Origin of the sequence: Sphingobacterium sp. BIGb0165 (genome assembly GCF_024810095.1) — a bacterium.
Classification (GTDB): domain Bacteria; phylum Bacteroidota; class Bacteroidia; order Sphingobacteriales; family Sphingobacteriaceae; genus Sphingobacterium; species Sphingobacterium detergens.
The window spans coordinates 671,183-697,170 of sequence record NZ_JANUEB010000002.1 but is presented as its reverse complement, the minus strand read 5'-3'; the positions used below and the strand labels follow the sequence as shown (position 1 = coordinate 697,170).

Annotated in this window: 22 protein-coding genes; 8 read left to right on the top strand and 14 right to left on the bottom strand. The window is 39.6% G+C overall.

What is annotated here, in order from left to right; genetic code table 11:
* The first annotated feature begins 189 nt into the window (after positions 1–189).
* A complete protein-coding gene (gene smpB, locus M2408_RS06575) occupies positions 190–645 on the top strand; it encodes an SsrA-binding protein SmpB (RefSeq protein WP_223582125.1) in 456 nt (151 codons plus the stop codon).
* Here the strand turns inward: smpB and M2408_RS06570 are convergent.
* Entirely contained in the window at positions 642–1,553 is a 912-nt protein-coding gene (locus M2408_RS06570; protein WP_259180315.1) for an AraC family transcriptional regulator, read from the bottom strand. The genes smpB and M2408_RS06570 overlap by 4 nt on opposite strands.
* A gap of 200 nt (positions 1,554–1,753) precedes the next feature.
* On the opposite strand from M2408_RS06570, the gene M2408_RS06565 reads away from it, so the two are divergent.
* Both M2408_RS06565 and M2408_RS06560 read left to right on the top strand, forming a co-directional pair.
* Entirely contained in the window at positions 1,754–3,256 is a 1,503-nt protein-coding gene (locus M2408_RS06565; RefSeq protein WP_259180314.1) for an aldehyde dehydrogenase family protein, read from the top strand.
* Between the two features lie 22 nt (positions 3,257–3,278).
* On the top strand, positions 3,279–3,695 hold the full coding sequence (locus M2408_RS06560) for a DUF779 domain-containing protein (RefSeq protein WP_259180313.1): 417 nt from the start codon (positions 3,279–3,281) through the stop codon (positions 3,693–3,695).
* Positions 3,696–3,768: 73 nt separating this feature from the next.
* Here M2408_RS06560 and M2408_RS06555 read toward each other — a convergent pair whose 3' ends face one another.
* From M2408_RS06555 to M2408_RS06535, 5 genes are all read right to left on the bottom strand, one after another.
* On the bottom strand, positions 3,769–4,170 hold the full coding sequence (locus M2408_RS06555; RefSeq protein WP_104383990.1) for an acyl-CoA thioesterase: 402 nt from the start codon (positions 4,168–4,170) through the stop codon (positions 3,769–3,771).
* Between the two features lie 68 nt (positions 4,171–4,238).
* Positions 4,239–6,062 (bottom strand): MutS-related protein, encoded by a 1,824-nt coding sequence (locus tag M2408_RS06550; RefSeq protein ID WP_259180312.1) that lies wholly within the window; start codon positions 6,060–6,062, stop codon positions 4,239–4,241.
* Positions 6,063–6,254: 192 nt separating this feature from the next.
* Entirely contained in the window at positions 6,255–6,911 is a 657-nt protein-coding gene (locus tag M2408_RS06545) for a protein-L-isoaspartate(D-aspartate) O-methyltransferase (RefSeq protein ID WP_259180311.1), read from the bottom strand.
* A 225-nt stretch (positions 6,912–7,136) separates the two neighbouring features.
* Positions 7,137–9,620 carry a primosomal protein N' gene (gene priA, locus M2408_RS06540; protein WP_259180310.1) on the bottom strand — a complete coding sequence of 828 codons (2,484 nt, stop codon included), beginning with the start codon at positions 9,618–9,620 and terminating at the stop codon, positions 7,137–7,139.
* Between the two features lie 151 nt (positions 9,621–9,771).
* Positions 9,772–10,161 (bottom strand): DUF423 domain-containing protein, encoded by a 390-nt coding sequence (locus M2408_RS06535; RefSeq protein ID WP_120260053.1) that lies wholly within the window; start codon positions 10,159–10,161, stop codon positions 9,772–9,774.
* Between the two features lie 269 nt (positions 10,162–10,430).
* Between M2408_RS06535 and M2408_RS06530 the strand changes: the two genes are divergently transcribed.
* The 3 genes from M2408_RS06530 (at position 10,431) to M2408_RS06520 (ending at position 15,232) form a co-directional block, all read left to right on the top strand.
* The gene (locus M2408_RS06530; RefSeq protein WP_259180309.1) at positions 10,431–13,070 is read left to right on the top strand and encodes a hypothetical protein; all 2,640 of its coding nucleotides are present in this window, start codon (positions 10,431–10,433) and stop codon (positions 13,068–13,070) included.
* A 117-nt stretch (positions 13,071–13,187) separates the two neighbouring features.
* Positions 13,188–14,198 carry a bifunctional oligoribonuclease/PAP phosphatase NrnA gene (locus M2408_RS06525; RefSeq protein WP_259180326.1) on the top strand — a complete coding sequence of 337 codons (1,011 nt, stop codon included), beginning with the start codon at positions 13,188–13,190 and terminating at the stop codon, positions 14,196–14,198.
* 23 nt (positions 14,199–14,221) lie between these two features.
* Positions 14,222–15,232, top strand: coding sequence for an FKBP-type peptidyl-prolyl cis-trans isomerase (locus M2408_RS06520; protein ID WP_259180308.1), 1,011 nt, complete (start codon positions 14,222–14,224; stop codon positions 15,230–15,232).
* A gap of 78 nt (positions 15,233–15,310) precedes the next feature.
* Here M2408_RS06520 and M2408_RS06515 read toward each other — a convergent pair whose 3' ends face one another.
* Genes M2408_RS06515 through M2408_RS06505 form a run of 3 tightly spaced genes read right to left on the bottom strand, consistent with a single transcriptional unit; the run spans position 15,311 to position 18,853 of the window.
* Positions 15,311–16,489: an ABC transporter permease gene (locus tag M2408_RS06515; RefSeq protein WP_259180307.1), complete on the bottom strand. Its 1,179-nt coding sequence runs from the start codon at positions 16,487–16,489 to the stop codon at positions 15,311–15,313.
* 11 nt (positions 16,490–16,500) lie between these two features.
* A complete protein-coding gene (locus M2408_RS06510) occupies positions 16,501–17,457 on the bottom strand; it encodes an HlyD family secretion protein (protein ID WP_259180306.1) in 957 nt (318 codons plus the stop codon).
* 1 nt (position 17,458) lies between these two features.
* Entirely contained in the window at positions 17,459–18,853 is a 1,395-nt protein-coding gene (locus tag M2408_RS06505) for a TolC family protein (RefSeq protein WP_259180305.1), read from the bottom strand.
* Between the two features lie 321 nt (positions 18,854–19,174).
* On the opposite strand from M2408_RS06505, the gene M2408_RS06500 reads away from it, so the two are divergent.
* Together M2408_RS06500 and M2408_RS06495 are read left to right on the top strand one after the other, a co-directional pair.
* Positions 19,175–19,942 carry a TatD family hydrolase gene (locus M2408_RS06500; protein ID WP_259180304.1) on the top strand — a complete coding sequence of 256 codons (768 nt, stop codon included), beginning with the start codon at positions 19,175–19,177 and terminating at the stop codon, positions 19,940–19,942.
* A gap of 13 nt (positions 19,943–19,955) precedes the next feature.
* On the top strand, positions 19,956–20,975 hold the full coding sequence (locus tag M2408_RS06495) for an asparaginase (RefSeq protein WP_259180303.1): 1,020 nt from the start codon (positions 19,956–19,958) through the stop codon (positions 20,973–20,975).
* A 242-nt stretch (positions 20,976–21,217) separates the two neighbouring features.
* Here M2408_RS06495 and M2408_RS06490 read toward each other — a convergent pair whose 3' ends face one another.
* From M2408_RS06490 to M2408_RS06470, 5 genes are read right to left on the bottom strand one after another with little or no spacing between them, the layout of a single operon-like run.
* Positions 21,218–22,525 carry a folylpolyglutamate synthase/dihydrofolate synthase family protein gene (locus M2408_RS06490; protein WP_259180302.1) on the bottom strand — a complete coding sequence of 436 codons (1,308 nt, stop codon included), beginning with the start codon at positions 22,523–22,525 and terminating at the stop codon, positions 21,218–21,220.
* A gap of 11 nt (positions 22,526–22,536) precedes the next feature.
* On the bottom strand, positions 22,537–23,364 hold the full coding sequence (locus M2408_RS06485) for an energy transducer TonB (RefSeq protein WP_120260060.1): 828 nt from the start codon (positions 23,362–23,364) through the stop codon (positions 22,537–22,539).
* Between the two features lie 58 nt (positions 23,365–23,422).
* Entirely contained in the window at positions 23,423–23,833 is a 411-nt protein-coding gene (locus tag M2408_RS06480; RefSeq protein WP_223582106.1) for a biopolymer transporter ExbD, read from the bottom strand.
* The gene (locus M2408_RS06475; RefSeq protein WP_120260062.1) at positions 23,833–24,540 is read right to left on the bottom strand and encodes a MotA/TolQ/ExbB proton channel family protein; all 708 of its coding nucleotides are present in this window, start codon (positions 24,538–24,540) and stop codon (positions 23,833–23,835) included. The genes M2408_RS06480 and M2408_RS06475 overlap by 1 nt, the downstream gene beginning before the upstream one ends.
* Before the next feature lie 25 nt (positions 24,541–24,565).
* Positions 24,566–25,984, bottom strand: coding sequence for an SPOR domain-containing protein (locus M2408_RS06470; protein ID WP_259180301.1), 1,419 nt, complete (start codon positions 25,982–25,984; stop codon positions 24,566–24,568).
* Positions 25,985–25,988 lie beyond the last annotated feature (4 nt).

Sequence of the window (25,988 nt, the reverse complement as noted above, 5' to 3'; positions counted from 1 at the left end):
TATTTTTAACACATCGCCCAAAACAGTTAATTTTATTTTAATACTCCGCTAACATCTCCCCACACAATTCTACTATAAAATAAGACAATTTTAATAATTATATTTGCGAACTATAAATTATCCTATAATTAGTTACATTTAGGTTCATTGCACTAGCAATGGTATAGACTTACTAATATACAACAATATATGGCTTTATCTTCAGATATCAATATAAAAAATAAAAAAGCTTCTTTTGAGTATCATCTACTGGACAAATACGTCGCTGGAATTCGCCTACTAGGCACAGAAATAAAATCAATACGTGAGGGAAAAGCAAATATCAACGATAGCTTCTGCAGTTTCTTTAATGACGGCCTTTACATTCGTAACATGCATATTGCCGAATATTCCATGGGCTCATTTTATAACCACGAAGCAAAACGCGACCGTCAGCTTTTGCTGACAAAAAGAGAATTGAAAAAATTAAAAGAAAAAGGCGAGGAACGTGGTTTTACAATTGTTCCATTGCGCATATTTATCAGTTCACGCGGATTTGCAAAAGTTGAAATTGCTTTGGCACAAGGTAAAAAAGATTTTGATAAACGGGAAAATATAAAGGAAAGAGATGTCAAACGTGAGCTTGATCGCGTCATGAAATTCTAACCTTGGCATTGCGCCAGGACAAATGCCCCTGGCGTAATGCCAACCCTATTCTTAAACAACCGAACAAAGTAATTGACATCATTGAACCCTGCTCCAAAACAGGATTCCTTTACATTTCGGCTCAAGAGCAAAAGCTGCTTTGCTTTACCAATACGTTGCTGAATCACATATTCCATTGGGCTCAACCCGAGTTCCCGATTGAACATTCGAGTCAAACTTGCCTTGCTCATATGAGCGGCCTTCTCCAATAAGTCTATGGATATTTTCTCCGTAATATTCCTACGGATAAACTCCTGTAAATGAACAAGTACTTTGTTGGGTGACTTTCCCACCTTCAATGCCATAAGAGACTGCGACTGCAGTAATCGAATTGTGAGCTCCTTAAATGTCAGATCTGCCAAAACATCTTTAAGCGGATTCTCGCTTATAATAATCTGAAACAATTTATTAACAAGTTCGGCCAGTTCGTTGGAATTGTAAAGATGAAAAAGCTCAGGATCAATATGCCAGCGGTCCAACTGTTCCTTTGGATAAAATTCATTTAAATAATCCAATACAGCTTCTATTTTCTCCTTCCGGATGGTGAGGGCCGAACACTGCGTAGGTCGCTCCAATGTAGCTTCCGGAAAGTCAATATGCATGCCGACCATGGCCGGCAATACGATCATCTGTCCGGGCAGATAGTCAAAAGCTTTCATATGATCCAAGTGCATAATTTTCTTCCCTTGAATCATATTGATCATCACCAGGTCATCAAAGCGCAGGGGTACATATTCCGACACACGGTATGTCTCATATATATTCAGTTCTAGGCTATCCAATGTAAACGCGCGTCGGTTTTCCACCAGCGTACTCAGTTCCCTTCCCTGAGAAAATGGTAACGTATGAATAAGTGTCCTATCTCTCATATCGCATCAACTAAATATAATTGGAAATCAATCAAATATAGCAAAAAAATCCAAGCATTTGTTTTGGGCTATCCCAGAATAATATCCCTACGCTATACTGCAACAATGATGCTACCCTTTGCCTCAATAATGCTACGGTATTGAATAATTGCTGGCTAACTTTGATAAGAAGGGATTAAAAATAAGTAATAATAAATCATATGAGCGCAATTAAAAGACCATCGTTCAAAGAACGGTACGACAATTACATCGGCGGTAAATTTGTAGCCCCGATCCAAGGAAAATATTTTGACAATATCTCGCCCGTAGATGGTAAAGTATATACCCAGGTAGCACATTCAACGAAAGAAGATCTCGATCTGGCGGTTGATACCGCGTCCAAAGCCTTTGAGACATGGGGGAAAACATCCGCAACTGAACGCAGCATTATCCTCAATAAAATTGCAGACCGCATCGAGGATAATCTGGAATATATTGCCGCAGTAGAAACCATAGATAACGGAAAAGCAGTACGCGAAACGCTAAATGCAGATATCCCGCTAGCTATTGATCATTTTAGATACTTTGCCGGAGTAATCCGCGCCGAAGAAGGATCAATAACTGAATTAGACAGCAATACCGTTTCCTTGATTGTACACGAACCGATCGGCGTTATTGCACAGATCATTCCCTGGAATTTCCCAATTTTAATGGCGGTATGGAAACTTGCTCCAGCGCTTGCTGCCGGAAATACCGTTGTTTTAAAACCAGCAGAAAGCACACCCGCATCAATTCTCGTCTTGATGGAAATTATTGGCGATCTGATACCAGCGGGTGTCATAAATATTGTAAATGGCTTTGGCTCGGAACTAGGCCGGGCCTTGGTAACGAATCCTAAAGTTGCGAAGGCAGCCTTTACAGGATCAACCGCAACAGGGCGATTAGTCATGCAATATGCTACAGAAAATATTATACCAGTAACACTGGAATTGGGCGGAAAATCCCCCAACATATTCTTCAGTTCTGTCATGGATGCTGACGATGCATTCTTGGACAAAGCAATCGAAGGTGCCGTTTTATTTGCCCTCAATCAAGGAGAAATATGCACTTGTCCTTCACGGTTACTAGTGCAGGAGGATATCTACGATAAGTTTATCGCCAGAGTCATCGATCGGGTCAATCAGATCAAAGTTGGGGACCCATTGGATCCGACAACAATGATGGGTGCCCAAGCTTCCAAAATTCAAAAAGACAAAATTATGTCTTATATCACACTAGGCAAACAAGAAGGAGCCGAAGTGCTGACTGGTGGAGACGAAAATAATGTCGGCGCAGGTTTTGAAGAAGGTTACTACATCAAACCAACGCTATTCAAAGGAAATAATAAGATGCGGATCTTTCAAGAAGAGATTTTCGGTCCGGTCTTGGCTGTTACAACTTTCAAAGACGAACAAGAAGCGATCACTATTGCCAATGACACTATGTATGGTCTCGGTGCCGGTGTATGGACCAGAGATGCGCATCAACTTTATCAAGTTCCACGCGCCATCGAGGCGGGCCGTGTTTGGGTTAATCAATATCACTCTTATCCAGCTGGCGCTCCATTCGGAGGATACAAACAATCCGGAATTGGTAGAGAAAATCACAAGATGATGCTTGCCCATTATCGTCAGGCAAAAAATATGTTAATATCATACAGCAAGGAAAAACTAGGGTTCTTTTAACACGCTGTAAATTAAAACCGCAATGAAGAAATGCATTATTCTTCATTTATCAATCCTTTCAGCAATGGTCAACAGAATAGATAGTACAGACAAAGCCAAAGATCTCATTCATACCCTTGAAGCACAACACGGTGCATTGATGTTTTACCAGGCTGGAGGCTGCTGTGAAGGGACTCAGCCCCAATGTTTTGAAAAAGGGGGATATTTTCCCCGCATGAATGACGCCATGATCGGATTGGTTGAAGGATACGAGTTTTGGGTAGACCGGGATCTGTTTGAGTATTGGAAACATGCCCATTTCACACTTGATGTACTGGAGGGCTTTGGCCCGGGTGGTTTTTCGTTGGAAACACCACTTGGAAAAACCTTTAAGGTACATTACCGGCTCTTTACAGACGAAGAATTAAAAGAACTTAGCCCGATCAAACGTAGTGAATAAACACAAAAATGGGTGGAATAATCCACCCGTTTTTCTAAGTCTTTGCCATCTCTCCTCAGTCAAATTAGGCTGATTATTCAATATCCAAACCTTCTAAAACAGGAATTGGTTGTTTGTTTTCATCCAAAGCGACAAAAGTAAAGACTCCTTCAATAGCAAGTTCCCGTCCTTCTTTATACATATGCTCCAGGAATATTTCTACTTTCACCTTTAAGCTCGTACGCCCGACATTTTGGACACGCGCAATTGCCTCTATAATACTCCCGGAAGGAATTGCTTTATTAAAATCAATACGATCTGTTGATACTGTCACCAAAGTCTTGCGACAGAATCTCGTTGCGGCCATAAAAGACACTTCGTCCATAATAGACATTGCCTTACCGCCGAATAAGGTATCGTGATGATTTGTCAAAAACGGGAATACAGTTGTGCATACATGCGTTTCTGATAAATCAATACGTTCTTGTAAAGTCATTTATTGTTATTTTTAATGGATTCAAGAGAGCACAAATGTAAGGCTATCCAAAAACAGTTGAGTCATTTTTATCCAATATTTTCCTCGATATCGACCCCTATCCCCCTTAATAACAAAGAAGCGTTAAAGATCTTACACTCCCCTGTCTTCAGTTTATAGTCAAACAGCATCTGCCCTTCATCAACCTGGATATCGAAGTGATAATTTTTGATATCTTTTGGAAACTCCCGTTCCAAACTAGACAGCTGCAGATCGTGCGTTGCCACCATACCTTTACCATCCAAGCGAACCAACTGCTTGATAATCGCGCGGGAGCCCAAATATTTGTCAACCGAGTTTGTTCCGCGTAACATTTCATCAATCAGAAAAAAACTATCCGTATGTGAAGCTACAGTATCCAGTATAAATTTCATCCGATTGAGTTCTGCCTTGAAAGTGGAAGTACTTTCGTTCAGATTGTCTCTTATACACATATAGGATATAAGTTTATAGATTGGTAGTTGAAATGATGAGGCGGCAACACTTGCTCCAGCATAAGCCAAAATTGCATTAACACCGATGGTACGTAAGAATGTGCTTTTCCCAGCCATATTGGATCCTGTTACCAATGCAACCCGATGATCGTTACTGGTATAATCGTTGGCAACCACTAATTCATTCGGAATAAGCGGATGATAAATACCTTGCGCCTCAATCTTATCCTCATCTGGATTGACCAAGATGACCGGATAGACATAAGTCGGATGATTTCTTTTCCAAATTGCGAGACTATTCACAGCTTCAACTTTTGCCAACGTATCAAACGAATTCAGGATTTCTTGTTCATACTTATTTTTCCAATCGATAATCGCCAGTACCTGTCTAAAATCCCACAGCAAAAAAAGATTCAGGAATAACCCAACAAACACATTATTTCGTGCATCCAGATTATTGATAAGAACAGCTAATTTTTTAAATGCTTTTGAAATAGGTTCAGAAAGCCCTCCCTGCTTTAATTCATCAGCCATTTCCTGTAAGGAGGCGGATTTCCATGCGTGGTTTTCTATAGCTTGTATCGCATCGGCATAGGAAGCCAATATTCCACCAATCTTGTCTATCCTGGAAGAAAATAAACCAACACTACCCGCTTTGGCGAAAGCCCAAAGAATATGAAACAAACCTAATATTGTTGCAACGGCCGCAAATTTGGAAATAAAAAAGCTTCCAACAAGCGCTAACACAAATAAAACTGGACCAACTTTGACATACATACGCATGAAAGCATTTCCAAAATTAAAATTTCGGTCCTGAAAATAATTGGACAAAAAAGTCTTAATATCGAGTTTATGATTAAGATTTGCCAGCAGTTTCGCCTGAAAATCCCATATCCATTCCGATTCACTTTCTAATTCCCGCGACGCTTCCTGATTCCGTTGGATCTGTTCTTTATCCAGAGGAGCACTTAGCCAAGATGCAAGCAAATCAATCCCCTGTTTTGTTGTTGACCGATTCAATTGGGCAAATAACGAATATGCACCGAATACGTCCATATCTGAGCTATAAGGATGATTATCATCTTCAAAGTCCTCTCCATGGGCATACATATTTACTTTTCCATCAATGATGTTTTGTTCATTGGACAAAACCTTCAAATAGGCTTCAAAATAGTTTTTCTGAAGCTCCAGCTGGCTTTGCCGGCGTACCAAATACGCAAATAGGAACAATAAGGCAAAGAAACAAAAGAACACCAAAGGAAGACTTTCCAACTGAAAAGTATAAAATAGCAAGGCTCCACCACCAAGAATTACAAAGAGTCGGCTTAAACTCAGGGTATTCACCTGCTTATTTAATTTTAAGACCGTAGAGGCAATTTCTTGGTGCTTTTGGTCGTATAATATCGTTATTGGATTCATTCTTAAATATTTTTTACTCCATCAATTGGACGAAATGCATCCTATCCAAAATCATATCTGTAACAAACTACAACTTTTAAACTGAGAGCATTCACAAGAGTAAGTAAAAACAATATATTTTCATTCACTTTTTTTGCGAAAAAAGTGAATAAGGGTCCGAAGCACCCCTAATTTTTTCGAAACAAATGTGAACTACCAGGCCTGATCACCTACCAAGGGTACAAAACGAAAAGTATCCAATTCAATGCGATCAAATTCATTTTCACCTACACGAATTATTGTCATCATTTTCTGAGACTTCTCATCCCCTACCGGAATCACAAAAATCCCACCTATTTTTAGCTGCTTCAACATGATTTCAGGCACGAATGGCGCCCCAGCAGTTACAATAATCTTATCGTAGGGAGCATGTTTTTCAATACCTTTGGAGCCATCTCCCAAAAAGAAATTAGCCTTATATCCCATATAGGGTAATACCTGAATTGTTCGTTGATAAAGGTTCTCTTGGCGTTCTATCGTATATACATCGGCACCAAGTTCGAGCAAAATACAAGTTTGATACCCTGATCCTGTTCCAATTTCCAGTACCTTATCTCCTTTTTTCACGTGGAGCAATTCGGATTGATAAGCGACAGTGTATGGTTGGGAGATCGTTTGTCCGTCACCGATTGGAAAAGCAATGTCTCGATAAGCCTGATTCCAGAAGGTTTCATCAAAAAAGAAATGACGTGGTACCTTCCCAATGGCTTCCAATACTTTTTGGTCTTCAATACCTCTTCCTTTTAGATGCTCAACCAATTTCTTGCGTGCACCTCTCTCCCGATAATTATCAATAAACTTATACGCCATGATGTTTCAAATTTACCTTTAAAAAGGGATATTTAGCCGAACTATTCACAAATCACTTAATATCAAAGCAATATACAATACTCAACGTAGACCACACAACAAATCACAACCAAATAAAAACATTATATCTATAACATTATCAAAAAGTTACATGCATTTCATCACGCAAAACTCATATCAGTTAGCACATGATCCGACGCTACGAGAACATAAAAAAACATGTCGTTAATAAGGGTCAACATCGACCTGAACACGAACGCCGCTATTGGTCTTATCAATCTCAAAATCCAATAAAACCGAACGAATCAACTCCTTTACCTTAGCAATACTAATATTTGTACGTTCGATCTTCAATGTAATTGTCTGAATAAAATTATTTCGGACACGGGAGACCAGCGGTGGTTCGGGTCCCAATACCCTAGCTCCGAGCTGTGGTCGTAAAGCAGCTGCAAAACGATTCGCGGCATCATAGCATTTTTGAAAATCCGTATGCTTAATATCAATGCGAATAAGTCGATAAAAAGGTGGGTAAAGGTAATTCTTACGTTCAGTAATTTCCGTCATAAACATCCCTTCATAATCATTGTTAACGACCTGCTCCAAGACCCTATGATTGGTCGTATAACTTTGAATAATCACCCGTCCACCTGCTTCCCGACGACCGGCTCGGCCTGCAACTTGGGAAAATAGCGAAAAGGAACGCTCATAGGCACGAAAATCAGGAAAATTAATAATGGTATCCGCATTCACAACACCGATTAAACTAACACGCCCAAAATCTAGTCCTTTGGCCACCATCTGTGTCCCAATCAGCACATCAAACTCATGCTCATCGAAAGCCGTAATAATCTTATCAAAGCCATATTTTCCTTTTGTCGAATCCAGATCCAATCGGCCTATCCGGATCTCGGGCATCAGCAATTCAAGTTCTTCTTCCACCCGCTCTGTCCCAAAGCCCTTACTTTCAATATGTGGCATTCCACAAGCTGGACAGACCCGAAGTGGTGGCTCAACATGCCCACAGTAATGGCAATGCATCATATTGGAACTTTTATGATAGGTCAAACTGACATCACAATTCACGCATTTGGCAACAAAACCACAGGTATTACATTGGATCATGGTGGTGTGGCCACGTCTATTCTGAAACAGAATAACTTGTTCCTTATTCTTAACGGCTTCTTCAATAGCTTTTAACAGTGTTCCGGAGAAATAGGAGAACATATTTTCCTTTCGCCCTTCTTCGGGAATATTGACTAGCTCAACACTCGGCAACTGCGCATTGCCATAACGCTCCAATAGTTGCACAAAGCCATACTTCTTTGCTTTAGCATTATAATAACTTTCCAACGATGGTGTTGCGGATCCCAAAAGCACCTTCGTCTGATGCAGAAAGCCGAGATAAATGGCTGTATCCCGCGCATGATAGCGCGGTGCTGGATCAAATTGCTTATATGAGCTTTCATGTTCCTCATCGACAATAATAATTCCCAAATCCTGAAACGGAAGAAATACAGAAGAACGGGCACCAATAACAACTTGAAACTCATTTTTCATCACCTTATGCCATACCTCTGCACGTTCATTATCATTGAATTTCGAATGATAAACACCAAGCTTATCACCAAAGTGCAGTTTTAATCGCGCAGTAATCTGTGCTGTCAATGCGATCTCAGGCAGAAGATACAAAGCTGATTTTCCTTCAGCTATTGCCTGTTCGATAAGTCGTATATAGAGCTGAGTTTTCCCCGAAGCAGTTACCCCATGCAATAGTGTTACCTCTTTTTCCTCAAAAGACTGTTGGATCTCATCATAGGCACGCTGTTGATTTTCATTGAATTGAAAATTAGCATCTAGTTCTATATCCTCTCCCTGAAATCTCGATACGACCTTCTCCTTCACTTCAAATACACCTTTGTCGATCAATGCCGTGATAGCACCATTACCGCAACCTGAAGCTTCTGCCAACATCGGACGTGTAATCTCTTCTGTCTTTTTGACAAGTTGCATAAATGCCAAAACTGCATCTTGCTGTTTGGGAGCACGATTGAGACTATCCAATAATTCTCGTTTGGCATCCTCATTTCTAAAGTCAGGGGCAAAACGTAAGAATGCTTTTGTTTTGGGTTTATATCTTTCTGTTATTTCCTCGGAGATAAGTACTATGCCTTTGTCAAACAATTGCTTCAATATCGGAAATACGGTTTTCTGGCCCAATAACTTCACGATATCATTGACTTTAAGTTCCCCCGCCACCTCCAGGGCCTCAATAATCAGGTATTCTTTATCCGAGAGTGTCGAACGATCAAATTCTTCTGTTATAGAAGAGATCACTTTGGTTTCACTTGCCAGTTTTAAAGCTGCTGGAAGTGCGGCCTGCATGACTTCACCCAAACTGCACATATAGTAATCTGCCAACCAATCCCACAACTTAAACTGGGCAAGGTTGACGATAGGTTTATCATCAATGATATCTAAAATATACTTTGCTTCGTATTTCAGTGGAGCTTCTTTGCTGATCGATTTCACGACCGCCGAATAAATCTTGTTTCGTCCAAATTGCACAATGACCCGAACCCCAATCTGTACCCGATCATTCCAGTCAGCCGGAATACGATAAGTATATGTTCGTGCTAGAGCTAACGGTAGAACCACATCAATAAACAAGGTATCTCTTTCACTAAAAATCGAAGACTGCGGATTGGACATAATTTCTTATTATGGGATAAAAATACAAAAAAAGCGACAGAAAGAATATGTGAGTGACCTCTCTCAAAATAAAAGCCCTCCTAGATTTTTAATCGTTGGAAGGCTCTTTATCTAAAAAGCTAGCAAGCTTTATTCTATTTAAACAGTAGGATTACGATTTATTTTTTAGTGCTGCTACAAATAAGGCTATCCAACCGATAATTAATGACAAGCCACCTAAAGGTGTTATGGGACCTAAGATAGCCGGATTTCCGAAACCCGTTATTTCCCTGATGCTAAGTATATATAAGGATCCCGAAAAAAACAAAATACCAACAATAAAAGCAATAAAGGACACCTTGATCGAATAGGTTTTCGCCCGCGAAAAAGTCGATAAAAATAACAATGCAAAGGTATGATAGAAATGATACTGATTTGCAGTTTTCCAAGTTTCGATATGATATGCACTTACCTTTCCTTCTAGACCGTGGGCGCCAAAGGCACCTAATATTACAGCTAATGCTCCCAATAACGAAGCGGCTAAAATGATTCTCTTATTCATTATTATAAAGTGAATGCTGAAAACGTGTTTCTCCGATAAATGTATTAAAAACCGAACAAAATAAGGAATATTTTGTTAAATTTATATTACAAAGCCCCAATATTGAGATGATTTTCTAGCGCTTCCCGCATATTTTTGTTAGGTTTGTTTTACAGATGAAACCATCATAAGTTTATTCAAGTTGATCGCTTCATTACTATAAAAAACAAATTGACTGAAACGTGTTCATCTATACCATTGAAGATGAGCACTCATAAATATATATTCTGATGAAGAAAACAATAATCATCACTATTCTATTGTTCATCGCTGTCATTGCGGCAACGATTTATCTTTTCGGAGATTTCAACAAAAATAATAAACAGGATTCCAAGGCCTTACAATACCTACCTGAAAATACGCTGGCCATAACATCCTTTGCCAATAACGAGACCGTAGACACGATATTTAAGGATTACGAATTATTTAAAGCCATTATAGGACAGGGAAATTTTAGTAATCTCGAGCGATTAAAAACAGAGTTATTGCAAAGTGAACAATTGACACCTTTCGTCGCTGGGCAACAGATATTACTGTCTTTTCATCAAGAAAAAGATCAGATAACACCTCTTTATAGTGTACAAGTTGGCCAGAGCCTTGACAATAACGCGCTGGCAACCCTTATCGGGCAGATCGGAAAAAATTATAAAGTTCAACCCTTTGATACGCTGGGCCAAAGATTCTTTGGACTCAATAAAGGAATAAAAGACAGTACGCTCTATTGCGCTTATTCCCATGAAATTATCTTTGCCAGTTATTCAAAACAGGTGCTTGCGCAAATTTTCGATAAGAATGTAAAAAAAATAAACACAAAGCAAATTGAATTCTTTGTCAATCACAACAATAAGAATACACCGCTCAGTTTATATTTTTTCAATGAACAGTTAGCACAGGTTGCCCGCATATTGATGAAATCCAAATTTGGCAATTACCTTAATTTAATTGATTCTCTCAAGGGACAAACTTCCTGGAATATGAATTTCAAACAGGATGCGCTTATCTTTAAGGGTGTAACTGATCTAACAGGCAGCAAAAACAGCTATCTACAATTGTTTGCCAATCAAACCGCTCAAGTACAGGCATTAGGAAACTACTTACCAAAAAATGCAGCATCCTATATTGATTTCAGTATTTCCGATGCACATAGCTTCCGTTCGGGACTCAAAGAACTGTTGATTCAGCAAAAAGAGTACGATCGCGTAAGCAAAAGCATTAAAAATCTTGAGGACGATACAAAGGTATCATTTGACAGTGTCATCGCCCCTCTTTTTAATGATGAATTTGCGCTGGCTGAATTAGACAATCAAGATGTACTGGGGCTGATCAGCATATCTGATTCGAGCTTATTCGCAAATAACTTTAAAAAATTCAGTTCATCTGTCGGTGACTCCATCTATCAATTTAAATATTCCCAGCTATTATATGCCTCTTTCGGAGAGCCGTTCAAAAGCTTTACAAGACCATACTTTACCATCGTTGATGGCATAATGGTTGTCGCAAATCGAACAGGCATCCTGAGAGATTATCGTGAATCTTTCCGTGAAAAGCAATTTCTATCGGGAACAGCAATTTTCAAAAATCACGCGGCTTTACAAAATAGCCGTAGCAATGTAACCTTCTATTTAGAACCCAAAGCAGGCAAAAGCAATATCTTAGATAATTTAAAATCTGACTATGCCAAGAATTTTAAAGATGAAGAGCAGTTTGGTTTTCAAAATTTCTACTCATGGTCCTATCAATTAAGTGGTAATCAAGGGACATTCTCGTCCAACTTATACGCTCTTTACAAAAGTGATACACGACTTGGAGGAAAACCTGAATGGACTGTCCAGCTCGAAAGCCGCATCATCAACAAACCTTGGGTTTTGGATCAAGATGGCAAAAACAAATTTATAATGATCCAGGAGCAGGATCATACTGTCCATGCGTTTTCGCCAGACGGAAAGGAACTTTGGCAAAACCTTTTCCAGGGCGAGATTTTGGGTGAACCAATTCAATTGCAAGATCTCAGCATCATTATTGTCACCAAAAGCAGACTATATCGGATCAGTCCTGATGGAAAGAATATGAATGGTTTTTCTGTCGAATTACCTTCTACGGCTAGCTATGGGGCCACAGTATCTAACTTCAATAAAGAACAACGTATCTATATTCCTGCCACAGATCGCATCTTAGCCTATTCGTTAGATGGCAAAAGAATAGAGGGATTTGAAAATAATACTGTAGACAGCCGTATACTTTTTGATCTAAAAATAACCACACTGGGGCAAACCAATTACATTATAGCGGGTACAAGCACCGCTTCTGTTTATTTTTTCAATGAAAATGGCAAGATCATTCGCAAACAAAGCTTAGATACAGACGGCGAAAGCGTTCGGAATCCGATTGGTTTAGTAGCTGCCTCAGATGAAAAAAATTCATTTGTCTATGTCGCCGATAATAAAGGCAGTATTTTCAAAGTTCCTTTTGAAGGAGAGTCAAAAAAAATTAAATTAGGCAGCTGGGGCAAAGATGCTTTCTTTAATTTTGAAGATATCAGTGGTGGTGCAGACAGAGACTTTATCATTTTGGCCAACAATAAATTGAATGCTTACAGCAGCAGAGACTCATCTTCCTATTTCGAATATAAATTCATCGAAGATGCGAGCAACAGACCTTTATTCTTTAAGCGAATTGGAAAATCCGATGTCTTGGGAGTCGGCACAGACAATCGGATGATTTATCTTTTCGGCTCAGATGGTTTAGTACAGGATGGATTCCCTATCGAAGGGTTTTCGAAATTCTATTATGGACCAATTAACTATGGCGACAATGCTAATTATTTGATTTGTATGAAAAAGGATTTTAAGGTTTACACCTACAAATTCTAAATAACTGAAAATCATTTTTTTAACCCCAAAACAAAACACAATAAGATGCGAAAGATGTTTATAAAAAATTTGTCTAATCTAAATTTTTTATAGTAGGTTTGCAGACTTAATATGACTATGCTAAAATCGGAAGAATTAAAAGAATTATTGGCTGAACCAAAGCACATTGTAATCACCACGCATTACAAACCTGACGGCGATGCATTGGGTTCATCGTTGGGATTATATTTTTGGTTAACCGCAAAAGGACATCATGTCAATCTAATCGTACCATCAGATTTTCCTGCTTTTTTAGACTGGTTACCCGGTTTGGAAAATGTACAGATTTATACGCAAAATATCAACCTACATAATCAACAGATTGAAGCTGCAGATTTATTATTCTGTTTAGACTTCAATGGCCTAGCTCGCATTCATGAGATGGGTGATCCTATTCGCCAAGCAAAAGGGATCAAATGCATGATTGATCATCATTTGGATCCGGAAGGCTTTGAAGATTATGCATTTTGGGATCCATCAGCAGCTGCAACTGCACAATTGATCTATCGCTTTTTGGTGAATGAGATGCAAGATGCGGACAACATTAGCGCTGATATGGCTACTTGTTTATATACTGGGATTATGACCGATACAGGATCTTTTCGTTTTCGCTCTACCACTTCAGAAATTCACCGTATCATCGCAACTTTGATTGATTGTGGGGCACAAAACTGGGCGATCCACGAAGAAATATACAATAGCTCTTCGGAAAGCCGACTCAAGTTCCTTGGATTTTGCCTCCTCAATCGTCTTGAAGTTATTCATGAGTATAATACGGCAGTCATTCATGTCACCAAAGAAGACCTTAATCAATTTCAGGTCATCACTGGAGATACAGAAGGTTTGGTCAATTATGCACTTTCCATTAAAGGAATTCGATTAGCTGCGTTAATTATTGACAGAAATGAACAAATTAAACTATCTTTGCGATCGATTGGAGAAGTTCCTTGTAATGAAATCTGTAAATTGTATTTCAACGGGGGAGGTCACCTCAATGCTTCAGGCGGAAATTCGAAAGATAGTCTAGCTGTTGTGATCGCAAAATTCAAATCGATTTTACCAAATTATAAAGAAATATTAACAAAATAAGATATCGTAACATACATTAGAAAATGAAGAAAGCAATTCTATTTTTCGCGGCTGCCGGTCTTTTGATGACGTCATGCCAAAAATTCAAAAAGGCTGAAGGTGGTCTTGAGTATAAAATCGTGGATGATAATGCAAAAGAGAAAGCAGTATCAGGCGATTTATTAGCAATTGACATTGTACAATCAACAGATAGAGACTCTGTAATGAGCAGCACTTACGAAATGGGTATTCCTCAGATCGTTCAATTATATCCAGATAGTATTATTGCAAAAAATCCTGGAGACCCTACAGGTCTATTCAAATATGTTGGTGAAGGTGATAGCTTGATATTCAAAATTAATTTGGATTCTATGGCAGCAAAAACACATCAACCAAAACCAGAATTTGCTGACAAGTTTTTAGTTTTCTCAATTAAAGTCAAAAAACACTTCAAAAAAGGAAAATTAACAGATCAACAATTAGGCGAACAAGTTCAAAAATATTTTGAAGAAGAATTGAACAAACACAAAACTGCTGAGCCTGCAAAATTGGATAAATACATCAAAGATAAAAGCTTAAAAACAACAAAAACAGCTTCGGGACTTCAATATGTAATCACTAAACCAGGAACAGGAGCAAATGCTAAAGTAGGTGATTCTATCCATGTTAATTATGTAGGTTCATTGACTACTGGAAAAGTATTTGATACGAACCTTCCGGATATCGCAAAGAAAGAAGGTATTTTCATGCCACAACGTCCTTATGAAGCATTGAAATTCCAATTGGGTGTTGATGGTGTTATCCCAGGATGGACTGAAGCATTCCAATTGTTTAACAAAGGTACTAAAGCAACTTTAGTAATCCCTTCATCATTGGCTTATGGCGATCGTCCTCAAGGTAAAATTCCTCCATATGCACCATTGGTATTTGAAGTTGAGGTATTGGATATCAAACCAGGAAAAGTTCCAGCTCCAACACCAGCGGCAACAATGCCAGGTGTAGTTGCTCCAACTGCTACTGCCCCTACGGCAAAAGCTCCAGCAGCAAAAAAATAATTTGGCAGATAAATTCGGCTAAGAAACAAAAGAGCCGTTCCATGTTTTGGAACGGCTCTTTTGTTTAAACGTTGTTTTTTAAACCTTCACCTGCCGATGTTTATCAGCCTGCTTTAATTTTCTTATCTTCCACCAAAGTACAGCAACCGCCAGTACAAAACTAATAATCATAATAATAGTCAGTGCGATTAACGATTTATTGGTATGATAGTTTTCAGCATGCTGGATAAATAGCAACCTAAAAATCCGAAGATAATGTGTAGAAGGAATAACATTCGCAATCGCCTGCACCCAGCCCGGCATTAGACTCGAAGGCCAAGTAAAACCACTCAGAATAAAGGCTGGTGTCGCAACCACCATTAACACTTCTGTTGATTTCAATTGGGACGGCAAAACCATACTCACAAGCACACCTATAAAACATACAGCCAACAAAAATACGAAGGTACAAAGCACAAAACGGCCAAAGTCTGCTTGGAGTGGCATTCGATAGTACTTACCAAAAACCCAATATAACAGCAATATCCCTATAGACATCAAAACATAGGGTAATATCTTTACGAGAATAAGTCCAATCGGATTGGAAACTTTCTTGACAAGATCAGCGAACGTGTTTCCCTCAAATTCTGAGGAAAAAGATAGGGCCAAGCCCAATAACAATACCTGTTGCAATACGGTAATGAGTACCCCCGGCAGCATAAAATAGAGATAATTTCCGCTTCGAATATTTTGTTTGACTATTGTTGTCTTAAAAGGTTCATACTGTTGGGCGGCCACCTTTGCCGGTACTCCACGCTTCATTTGTGATTGAATCTGTATTCCCGCCTTGAGCGTCATCGCACAGACATTGACAGCCATTAAAGCGGTATTTGAGGTTAATGTATTCGCCCCATCAACAAAGACCGTCACCTCCGGCAAACGGCTCTGTTGTACACCAGAAGCAAATCCCCTTGGGATATGAACAATTGTCGTTGCATCATATTGAATAGCTACATCCTTAGAATCAAACAAGGAAGGCAATACCTTTGCAACCTGAATACTCTCGTTGTCCGAAAGCATATCTATAAATGAACTGCTTAAAGGGCTGTTATCTTCATCCACTACAACTACAGGCATTTCGGTCACCTTGCCCTGTTGATAAACATGCCCAACCAAAACACCATACAATACCGGTGCTCCTAAAAAGAGCATCAGCAGTACTTTATTATTAAAAAAGAGCTTAAACTCCCGTTGGATTAATTCTAGAAATCTTTTCACATCCATTCACTTTAATTCACATGGAGAACCACGAGCGTTTTTGTTAACAAATCTTTTGTTCCAGCAATATCCTCAGGTACGATCTTTAATTCAAATACAGCCTGCTGCGGGTCAAAATCAGGATACGCTGAAGCGATATTGGCATAGGAATTCAATGCTTTGACACTAACGATCTTGGCTGACACCTTTTTATGGTTCAAATAAGGTATTTCAACCGTTACGACAGCACCTTTTTGTAATTTTCCGATCTGATTTTCAGGCAGTGTAAATCTAAAATAAGTAGAACGATCAAGGTATCCATTAACAATTGGATAGCCAGCCATCGCCAGTTCACCAACTTTTAGATTTATTGTCTCAATGCTCATATCCTGCGGTGCAATCACGTATTTCTCCTGTGCAGCAACATTAACCTCAGACACAGCTCCAAGCGCTCTTTCCTTTTGCCCCAATGCCATCACTTGTTGTTCTTGTCGGGCACCAGCCCTAGCTTCGGCCATTTCTGCCTGTGCAGCAAGATATTGGTTTTTAGCACCTTGATACTTTGCATAAGTCTCATCATACTTTTGCTGAGGGATCAGACTATCCTGCAATAGTGCCTCAAGTCTTCCGATTGATTTCCTCGCAAACTCGTATTGCTCTTTCAGACCATCTACCTTTGCCTGCAGTTGAACCAGCTGCCCTTTGGTAGCACCTTTGACAGCCATATTATATTGCGCATCAGCAGACTGTAGTGCCCCTTTCGCCTGTTCTTCCTTTGCGTCCACTTCAGGAATGCTCAAAATAGCCAAAGTATCACCAGCATGTACAAAATCCCCCTCTGCAACAAAGATTTTCGCAATTTTACCGGGTACTTTTGTGACTACAGTCACCTGTTCACGCTCCACTTTACCCTCAATAGGTTTTTCTTTCACTTGATTCGTACAGGAAACAAAAATAGACAAGGCTAATATCCCATATAAATTTTTCATGTTACTCATGTATAGTTTGTAATAATTTTCCAGATGTGTGTAATAATTCAACTGCAGCATTTCTTTGTTGCAAAACGTTATTAAAATAGCCCAAATTGACCTTATACCAGTCATTCTCAGCAGCCAACAATTCCGTAACATCAATCAAACCCGCTTGATATTGCTTTGCGGCCATAGATAAATTGTTTTCAGCAACCTTCAGCTGTTGTTCACCTACTTTCACTTTCTGATTTCCAGTACCATAGCCAACTTTATTTTTACGCAATAACAGATTTAGTTTCTCTTCCGTATCTTCCTTTTTTGTAGCATTAATGGTTTGATCAAGTTTGACCTGTTTGATCTTGTTATGATGCTCACCACCTGTATAAAGATCCCATTTTACTCCGAGTCCAACCAAGAGATTTGGGCTCCCCTTAATCGAATTTAGTGGAAGATTGACTGTTCCCAATAACGGTTGGTCTTTTACACTCAATTTTGAATTGAATACATTTAAGTAATTTGCCGATCCAAAGGCAAAAACTGCTGGAAGGGCACCTCCTTTTTCCTTTTTGTATAGGTATTCATAGGCCTTTGATGAAGCCTCCAAGGCTTTAAGTTCTGATCGTTGTTCGACATCATTCGGGATCTCCGATAAAAATATCGGTTTTAATCCATAATGAATTCCACTGACTTCCTGAAAAGGAACACCAGCTTCCTGTTGAATTTTTTGACAAAGGAGATCCCGGTTTCCAGCTACCTCAACTTTCTTCTCCTCTAGTTCAAGCAGAGCCAGTTTGAGTTTATCACGATCATAAGGAATAGCCAATCCATGTTGAATTGCTTTATTGACCTTTTCTTGTTCTTTTTTTAATCTTTTCTCCGAATCTACAATAAGCTTATCGACTTCGTCTAGAAGCATTAACTGATCAAAAGAAGCGATAATATCTTTTGACAGTGTCTCACGGCTTGCAGATTCTAAATATTGCTGTGCAACGGCCTTCTCTTTTAAGGCCTTTATTCCATTAGGTATTTGTAATCCTGAAAAGATAATTTGTTTCACCGAAACACCCGCATATGCCGCCTGTCCATGCATGCTAAATCCCGTCGCCCCCTCAAAAAGCCCTAAATTCAAGAGTGGAACATTCACGGTAGGAATATCCACACTACCGTTGCTATGTACATATCCGTATAGTCCTAAGGCCGATACATGTGGTAGTCTGTTCGCTTTTACACCCTCTGCCTCCAACCGTGCTTTGTCAACTTCATATGCCTTTAGTTTTAGTTCCTTATTTGTTTGGAAGGCCTTTTGAATAATATCTTTTACCGATGGGTCGACCAGCGACTGCGCATGCAGCTTATTTAAACACACAACCGATACAAAGGCAAACAACCCTATGCATAGTTTCTTATTCATCATATGATTCATTTATTCTTTAAAAAATAGGGCAACAACCGTTCTTCTGTTTAACAGCAAATAATAAAGTATGTTTTACCACATGCTATTTTTTCCAAGATAAGAAAAAAAGTATAGCCCATATATGACTCAAATTCTCCTTTTTGATTTTTCCAGCTCAATTATCCGGCAATAAGAGAATCCGTTATTAATTTTCATTTTGTTAATTAATAAGTTATCTTTGGAGAACGAATTGAAATTTTGGTAATGAAGCCTACCTCTTTATTCGATAATAATAAAAAGAAGTTTTTACCCTAATCCGCTTTTGCCTCCACGCAGAAAACTATGTTGCTTACTGATACACATACACACATTTACTACCACGCCGGTACCAATAAACTGCAAGAACATTTACAACGTTGTTTAGACAACCATATAGAAAGACTATTTTTACCAAACGTAAATAGTGCTTCCATCAAACCTGTATTTGATACGGTTGCAGCTTACCCGGAACACTGTTTTCCTATGCTAGGACTACATCCCTGTGATGTTAAGGAAAACTATGTAGACGAATTAAACAACATCCAAAAGAGCTTGGAGAATAACAAAGTCCATGCCATAGGTGAAATTGGATTAGATCTTTATTGGGATAAAAGCACATTGGAAATTCAAAAAGATGCTTTTCGAACACAAGTGCAATGGGCTAAGGACCTTAATTTACCCATCGACATTCATTGCCGAGAAGCCTTCACTGAATTATTTGAGTTGCTGGAAGAACTTCATGACGAAAAGTTGTTTGGTATACTACACTGCTTCACCGGGACATTGGAGCAAGCCCATCATGCAATTGACTTAGGTTTTGCGCTTGGCATAGGTGGTGTTGTCACCTTTAAAAAGGCAGGATTGGACAACGTCGTCAAAGAGATCGACTTAAAACATATCGTATTGGAGACAGACTCCCCTTACCTTGCCCCTGTCCCCTACCGCGGCAAAGAAAACGAAAGCAGCTACCTAGTTTATGTTGCCCAAAAAGTTGCCGATTTACATGCGATGTCCATTGAAGAGGTGGCAGAAATCACAACAGCAAATTCAAAACGTATTTTTGGTATATAATCTATAGAATCCCATGCACAATATCTTTATTATCTACACTGGCGGAACCATTGGAATGGTCAAAGACGAAACAGGCACTTTTGTACCCTTCGATTTTGAACTGATCAAGCGTAATCTCCCTGATTTAAGCCGTCTGGATTATAAATTGACCGTACACTCTTTCGAACCGATCATCGATTCTTCCAACATGAAGCCAGAGATCTGGATAGAAATGGCCCAGATCATCAAGGATAATTATGCCAATTATGATGGCTTTGTTATTTTACATGGTTCGGATACAATGGCATTTACAGCTTCTGTATTGAGTTTTATGTTAGAGGGGCTTCAAAAACCAGTAATCCTTTCGGGTTCGCAATTGCCTATTGGAGAAATCCGTACCGATGCGCGCGAGAATATGATGACGGCTTTGGAAATTGCTTCCGCAAAACAAGATGGTATTTCCATTATCCAGGAAGTATGTATCCTTTTTGACAATAAGTTATTCCGTGGAAATCGCTCTTTCAAATATAACTCAGCTAAATTTGAAGCATTCAGATCGCCCAATTACCCCGTGCTCGTGGAGGCTGGCATCCACCTTAAATACAATACGGATGCGTTATTGAATAACATTGATAAAGAATTTATCCTACATACCAAGTTAGACAACCGGGTTGCTGTATTGAAACTTTTTCCGGGAATATCTGCACAAACAATCAAATCTGTTCTTGATTCGGATGTAAGATCTATTGTGATGGAAACTTTTGGATCGGGTAATACGACTACAGACAGCTGGTTTTTGGATTTACTAAAAGGAGCTATAGAACAGGGAAAAAATATCCTTAATATTTCACAATGTAAGGTTGGCTCGGTCGAATTGGGGAGATATGAAACCTCACAAGGCCTGAAAGCCATTGGTGTATTGAATGGATATGACCTTACATTTGAAGCTGCAGTCACCAAGTTAATGTATCTTCAGGGCGAACTCGAAGATCAAAAAGAAGTTGCCTACTGGGCCGAAAAAGATATTCGTGGAGAATTGACTGTTAATGATTAGAAAAAAGTAACAAAACCTTCATCCTTTCACAAGCATCAACTGCCATGAAAATTGACGGAAGGCTCTTTCTGGACAATAAGCCGAACGTAGCGAGTTCATTGATACCTTAAAGAAAAAATACGAATCAATAAAAACTGAAAATTCAGAAAAAAAGCTGCGTAAAAATCAAGAAAAAAGGATCATAGACTGTGTAGATTAGCTTAGGCTGACAAACCCAGTATCTCTGATCCTTATTCTTTACATTATAATCCTTTATCTACTGCAACCAAGACTTCAGCCACCACAAAATTACTACCACCCACAAAAATCAGGTCGCCATCTTCATAAGCAGCTTTAGCAGCCATAAAAGCTTCCTGTACTGAGGAGTAGTCTCTCCCATGCAAATCAAATACCACAGCCTCCTCACGGAGCAAATCTGAAGGCATTGCTCTTGGCATATCCGGCGCGGAAAAATAATAAACAGCATCTTTGGGTAGATACGGTAACATGTGCGATAGATCTTTATCCCGCATAGCACCAATGACAAAGTGTAATTTGTTATAGCTGGTGCTGTTCAGATTTTTTATAACCTCATGAATTCCATCTTCATTGTGTCCTGTATCACAGATTATAAAAGGATCTTTGGATAACTGTTGCCAACGCCCCTGAATACCTGTAGTAGATTGCACCTTTTTCAAGGCTTCATGCACATGAAGGTGACTGATTTGAAATCCTTGCTTACGCAATTCGTCGACCGCCAAAAGAACACCAGCAAGGTTCTTCACCTGATATGACCCTTTGAGGTCAAGTTGATAAATTTCTTCGGCACCGTTTTCATCAATAACTTCAATACGTAGGTAATCCTGGTCGACACTCAGCATCTTTGTTTGATACACCTGGGAAGCAAATTGGATAGGAGCCTGTTCTACCTGGGCTTTATCCAAGAATACAGATGCTGTTTCAGCAGCATATTCAGAAATCACCACCGGCGTGTTTCTTTTTATAATACCCGCTTTCTCACTAGCAATCTCAGCTAATGTATTTCCAAGCATATTCATGTGGTCAAACCCGATGTTGGTGATTACAGACAGTAATGGCTGGATAATATTCGTGCTGTCCAATCGTCCACCGAGTCCTACTTCAATTACAGCAATATCGACTTTACTTTTCTCAAAATAATCAAAAGCCATCGCTACAGTAATTTCAAAAAAAGAAGGATTTACCTCTTCTATCAAAGCCTTGTGGGTTTGAACAAAATCCGTAACAAATTCCTGTTCACACATCACACCATTGACACGGATACGTTCTCTGAAATCCAGTAAATGTGGTGAAGTATAGAGCCCTGTCCTATAACCTGCTTCACTCAGTATAGCCGCAAGCATATGGGATGTAGATCCCTTTCCATTGGTACCGGCGATATGTAAGGTTTTGAATTTTTGCTGCGGGTTGTCCAGCGCGTTGCAAAGTTTGATGGTATTGTCAAGGTCTTTTTTGAAGGCCGAGGCGCCATCCCTTGTAAACATAGGTAATCGAGTATATAAATACTCGATTACCTCCTTATAAGCATTCATCTGAATGATTTTTATCTTAATCTAAAATTGAATACAATCCGCCCTGTTTGGGTATCAGGGGCATTAGGCAATTGATTTAGTCGCGCCCCTCTGACGGCACGTTCACATTTCTCCAACAAAGAAGGATCTGTGATCGTCGTACCTTTTACACCTGCACGAGCATACGTAATAACACCCTGCTTATTCACTCTGAATTCCACAGCAACCTTTCCAGCCTGTTGGCCATTATCGTCAATGCTTGGTCGTTGTGTAAAACTACGGTTCTCAATGGACAACATCATGTTGCCATTGCCGGATCCTCCTTCACCATAATTACTGGCCAAAGGATCCCCTAGTTTAGAACCCTGATTTCCGGGTGTTGTACCTGTACCATCACCAGCGCCCTTACCATTATTTTTATTCCCTTTGAAAAGCGCTTTTGCATTTGCCTGTGGCGCCACTGCTTTTGTTTCTTTGGTCGTTTCAGGCGCCTTTGACACCACCTTCTTTTCTGTTTTTGTTACAGCAGGTGCCTCTTCCAGATCCTGCGTGACGACTGCCTTTTCAGCAACTTGTTGTGTTGGCGTTGGCGTTGGGGTCTCCACAGGATCTATACGATCTGGACGCTCATTATTTGCGTTGGGATCCACAGAAGGTTCCTCCACACTCATGTAATCATCCCCCATTCCTTCAGGAGAGGTACCATAGTTGACGATCATACCGCCCATACCATACTCATCCGGTGCTTGCGCTTTAAAGACCACAAAGAAACCAATCAACAGCAGCGATGCCATGACCAATGTAGATATCCCCAAGGCCTTGGGGAAATTATTTTCTTCATGTTGAAGATGATATCTCATTGTATAAATCTCCTATATTAACATATGAGCAATAAACTTCGAAAAAGTTTAATTGTTCCTACTTATCTTTTTTTGGTTCCGTTGCCAAGACTACCTTCACTTTCAGACGATTGGCTACATCCATAACAGAAATGACATTTTGGATAGGAACAGTATTATCGACGTAAAGCATAATCGTCAATTCTTCTCCACTAGCCATTTGCGACTGGATAGCCGCCTCCAACCCTTCTACAGGAACCGGATTTTTATCAATGAAATAGCCCAATTCCTTTGTGATAGATACTGTAAGTGTCTTTTTCGCAACAGATTGCTCACCTGCACTCGACTTTGGCAACAATAGCTTGACCACTTGCGGATTCGAAACCGCCGATGCCAACAGGAAAAACAACATCAGGAAAAACATGATGTCGTTTAACGCTGAAGTATGGACTTCGGCAGATGGTTTATTTTTTCTACTTCGTAAGTTCATTATCTTCCTGGTTCATCCAATAAATCAATAAATTCTACTGCATCAGTTTCCATACGTAAAATCAATCGTTCAACCATCATATTTAAGATATGATAGCCTAAATAAGCCAAGATACCGACAGCAAGACCTGAAGCTGAAGACACCATTTTCACATATAGACCACCGGATACGGATGCGATGTCGATACCACCCGCCAATTCTACCTCATGGAAAATCCTGATTACCCCAAAGATAGTACCAACGAAACCAAGCATTGGTGCGATACCTGCGATAATACCAAGGATATTGATGTTTTTCTCCAATTTGGCAACTTCTAATTTACCAACGTTTTCAATCGCACCTTCAATATCTTTGATTGGTCTACCTACACGTAATAGGCCCTTCTGCAACATACGTCCTAAGGCCGAGTTACTGGAACGACATACAGCCAAAGCTGAGTCTAAATTTCCCGACAATACATTTGCTTTCACTTGAGACATCAAACTATTATCGTATTTGGCTGCTCTGCGAATAGTCAGATAGCGTTCAAAAAAGATAACTAATCCAATAAAGAACAGTAATAGGATTGGAACCATTATCCATCCCCCTTTGATCATCATATCGATCAAACTCATGTTTTCTGTACTAGCAGCAGCAGGTAACGGTTGTTGCGCAGCTTGATTAAACGTATCTACAGCAGCCCTTGCTGTATCTTGCACTAATGACATAATTATTAATAGTTTTATATAGTTTCTATAATGTTTCTACCCAAGCACCTTCAATTTTTTTCTCTACAGATTTTTGAGCGAGGTCAGCCTCCGCTTTTGTCATGTAGGTATTCAAGATGATTTTCTTTCTATTCCTTTTAAACTTACCCTCTACCGCGCGTGCAGTTTTATAACCTAGCGCCCGAAGACGTTTTGCCTCTTCCTCTGCCTGTGCCATTGTACGCGCTGAGCCGATAACGACCTGGTACTTCGGTTGTGCAACAGGAATAGATTCTTTGATGACAGGATCTGCCTGCAAAACCGGAGTTTTTTCAGTTGTTTTCTTTCCAGCAGTTACGGTAGTACCTTTTAATGAATCAGGAGTCGTTTTTGCCAGAGAATCCACTTTCTTTAAACTGTCCGCCACTAATGTGTTGGATGTGGTATCATTGATTGGTAAATTATTTTTCTGGACAATTGTATCACCAGCAGGTTTTAAGGCTGGTTGTGTCCCACCAAACAGTGAATTTTTCAGTCCCGGATTTGTATATAGGACGCCCACTGCAATCATGACCAATACAATGGCCGCTGTTATCCAATACCAGATTGCATTCGAATTGCGCGGTTCCTCCTCATAAATATTGGGAGCATAAGCAGAATTTGCAGCAGCAATAGCACCAACTTCCTTCTCCGCGATTTTCTCATCTTCGACAACTTCCTGGCTATCGTTCTGGTCAATCGGTGTCGAAACAGCTACAGTATCTAAAAGTTCAGCTTCAACCTTGGCTTCCTCCTCCATGGTATTTTCCACTAGCGTATCCTCCTCCACGATCGGAGCGATAGGTTCTACCAATTCGGCTACGGATTCAGTCGGCGTAAAATTGTCATCATTTTCTAAATCCTGTGGCTCTCGCTGTTCGTTTGCAGTTTCCTCTTCGGTTTCAACGTCATTCCCAACAACAGCATTTGCCTCATTAACCAATTCTTCAGCAGGTTCCGACACTAGGGCTTCCTCCGATTCAGCAAGCCCATGTTCATCCTCCCGTACCGGAATAACCGTTTCAATTTCAGGACCAACAAGATTGACAACAGGCTGAAAATTAAAGCCAGATAAATCTAAAGGCTTAAATACCAAACTTGAACCGTAGCTAATCAATAGACCAAGATCATCCAGTTTTACCTGACCAAATTGCCCTAAGTCATTTCTTAAGCTACCCACAGTATCGTCCAGAATTTGCTGCGCCTGCCCCAAACTTAAGTTTTCCTGTTGTTGAATATAATGCACGATATTGAATCCATGTTGTGCAGAATAGTCCAGTTCGACATAGGATATAGGTGGCAAAAACACATTATTCTGTTTATCAAATTGAGCCGGAGAATGAATTCTTTTGAACACACCTATTCCGGGCACGTATACTTCCGCATAGCGTCTTAATAAACTATTGATGTTTTTGCCTAGATTCATTGTT

What these genes read in the sequence shown, in the direction of transcription:
- smpB (WP_223582125.1), top strand. Translation starts at nt 190, where the DNA reads ATGGCTTTATCTTCAGATATCAATATAAAAAATAAAAAAGCTTCTTTT.
- M2408_RS06570 (WP_259180315.1), bottom strand. Translation starts at nt 1,553, where the DNA reads ATGAGAGATAGGACACTTATTCATACGTTACCATTTTCTCAGGGAAGG.
- M2408_RS06565 (WP_259180314.1), top strand. Translation starts at nt 1,754, where the DNA reads ATGAGCGCAATTAAAAGACCATCGTTCAAAGAACGGTACGACAATTAC.
- M2408_RS06560 (WP_259180313.1), top strand. Translation starts at nt 3,279, where the DNA reads ATGAAGAAATGCATTATTCTTCATTTATCAATCCTTTCAGCAATGGTC.
- M2408_RS06555 (WP_104383990.1), bottom strand. Translation starts at nt 4,170, where the DNA reads ATGACTTTACAAGAACGTATTGATTTATCAGAAACGCATGTATGCACA.
- M2408_RS06550 (WP_259180312.1), bottom strand. Translation starts at nt 6,062, where the DNA reads ATGAATCCAATAACGATATTATACGACCAAAAGCACCAAGAAATTGCC.
- M2408_RS06545 (WP_259180311.1), bottom strand. Translation starts at nt 6,911, where the DNA reads ATGGCGTATAAGTTTATTGATAATTATCGGGAGAGAGGTGCACGCAAG.
- priA (WP_259180310.1), bottom strand. Translation starts at nt 9,620, where the DNA reads ATGTCCAATCCGCAGTCTTCGATTTTTAGTGAAAGAGATACCTTGTTT.
- M2408_RS06535 (WP_120260053.1), bottom strand. Translation starts at nt 10,161, where the DNA reads ATGAATAAGAGAATCATTTTAGCCGCTTCGTTATTGGGAGCATTAGCT.
- M2408_RS06530 (WP_259180309.1), top strand. Translation starts at nt 10,431, where the DNA reads ATGAAGAAAACAATAATCATCACTATTCTATTGTTCATCGCTGTCATT.
- M2408_RS06525 (WP_259180326.1), top strand. Translation starts at nt 13,188, where the DNA reads ATGCTAAAATCGGAAGAATTAAAAGAATTATTGGCTGAACCAAAGCAC.
- M2408_RS06520 (WP_259180308.1), top strand. Translation starts at nt 14,222, where the DNA reads ATGAAGAAAGCAATTCTATTTTTCGCGGCTGCCGGTCTTTTGATGACG.
- M2408_RS06510 (WP_259180306.1), bottom strand. Translation starts at nt 17,457, where the DNA reads ATGAAAAATTTATATGGGATATTAGCCTTGTCTATTTTTGTTTCCTGT.
- M2408_RS06505 (WP_259180305.1), bottom strand. Translation starts at nt 18,853, where the DNA reads ATGATGAATAAGAAACTATGCATAGGGTTGTTTGCCTTTGTATCGGTT.
- M2408_RS06500 (WP_259180304.1), top strand. Translation starts at nt 19,175, where the DNA reads ATGTTGCTTACTGATACACATACACACATTTACTACCACGCCGGTACC.
- M2408_RS06495 (WP_259180303.1), top strand. Translation starts at nt 19,956, where the DNA reads ATGCACAATATCTTTATTATCTACACTGGCGGAACCATTGGAATGGTC.
- M2408_RS06490 (WP_259180302.1), bottom strand. Translation starts at nt 22,525, where the DNA reads ATGAATGCTTATAAGGAGGTAATCGAGTATTTATATACTCGATTACCT.
- M2408_RS06485 (WP_120260060.1), bottom strand. Translation starts at nt 23,364, where the DNA reads ATGAGATATCATCTTCAACATGAAGAAAATAATTTCCCCAAGGCCTTG.
- M2408_RS06480 (WP_223582106.1), bottom strand. Translation starts at nt 23,833, where the DNA reads ATGAACTTACGAAGTAGAAAAAATAAACCATCTGCCGAAGTCCATACT.
- M2408_RS06475 (WP_120260062.1), bottom strand. Translation starts at nt 24,540, where the DNA reads ATGTCATTAGTGCAAGATACAGCAAGGGCTGCTGTAGATACGTTTAAT.
- M2408_RS06470 (WP_259180301.1), bottom strand. Translation starts at nt 25,984, where the DNA reads ATGAATCTAGGCAAAAACATCAATAGTTTATTAAGACGCTATGCGGAA.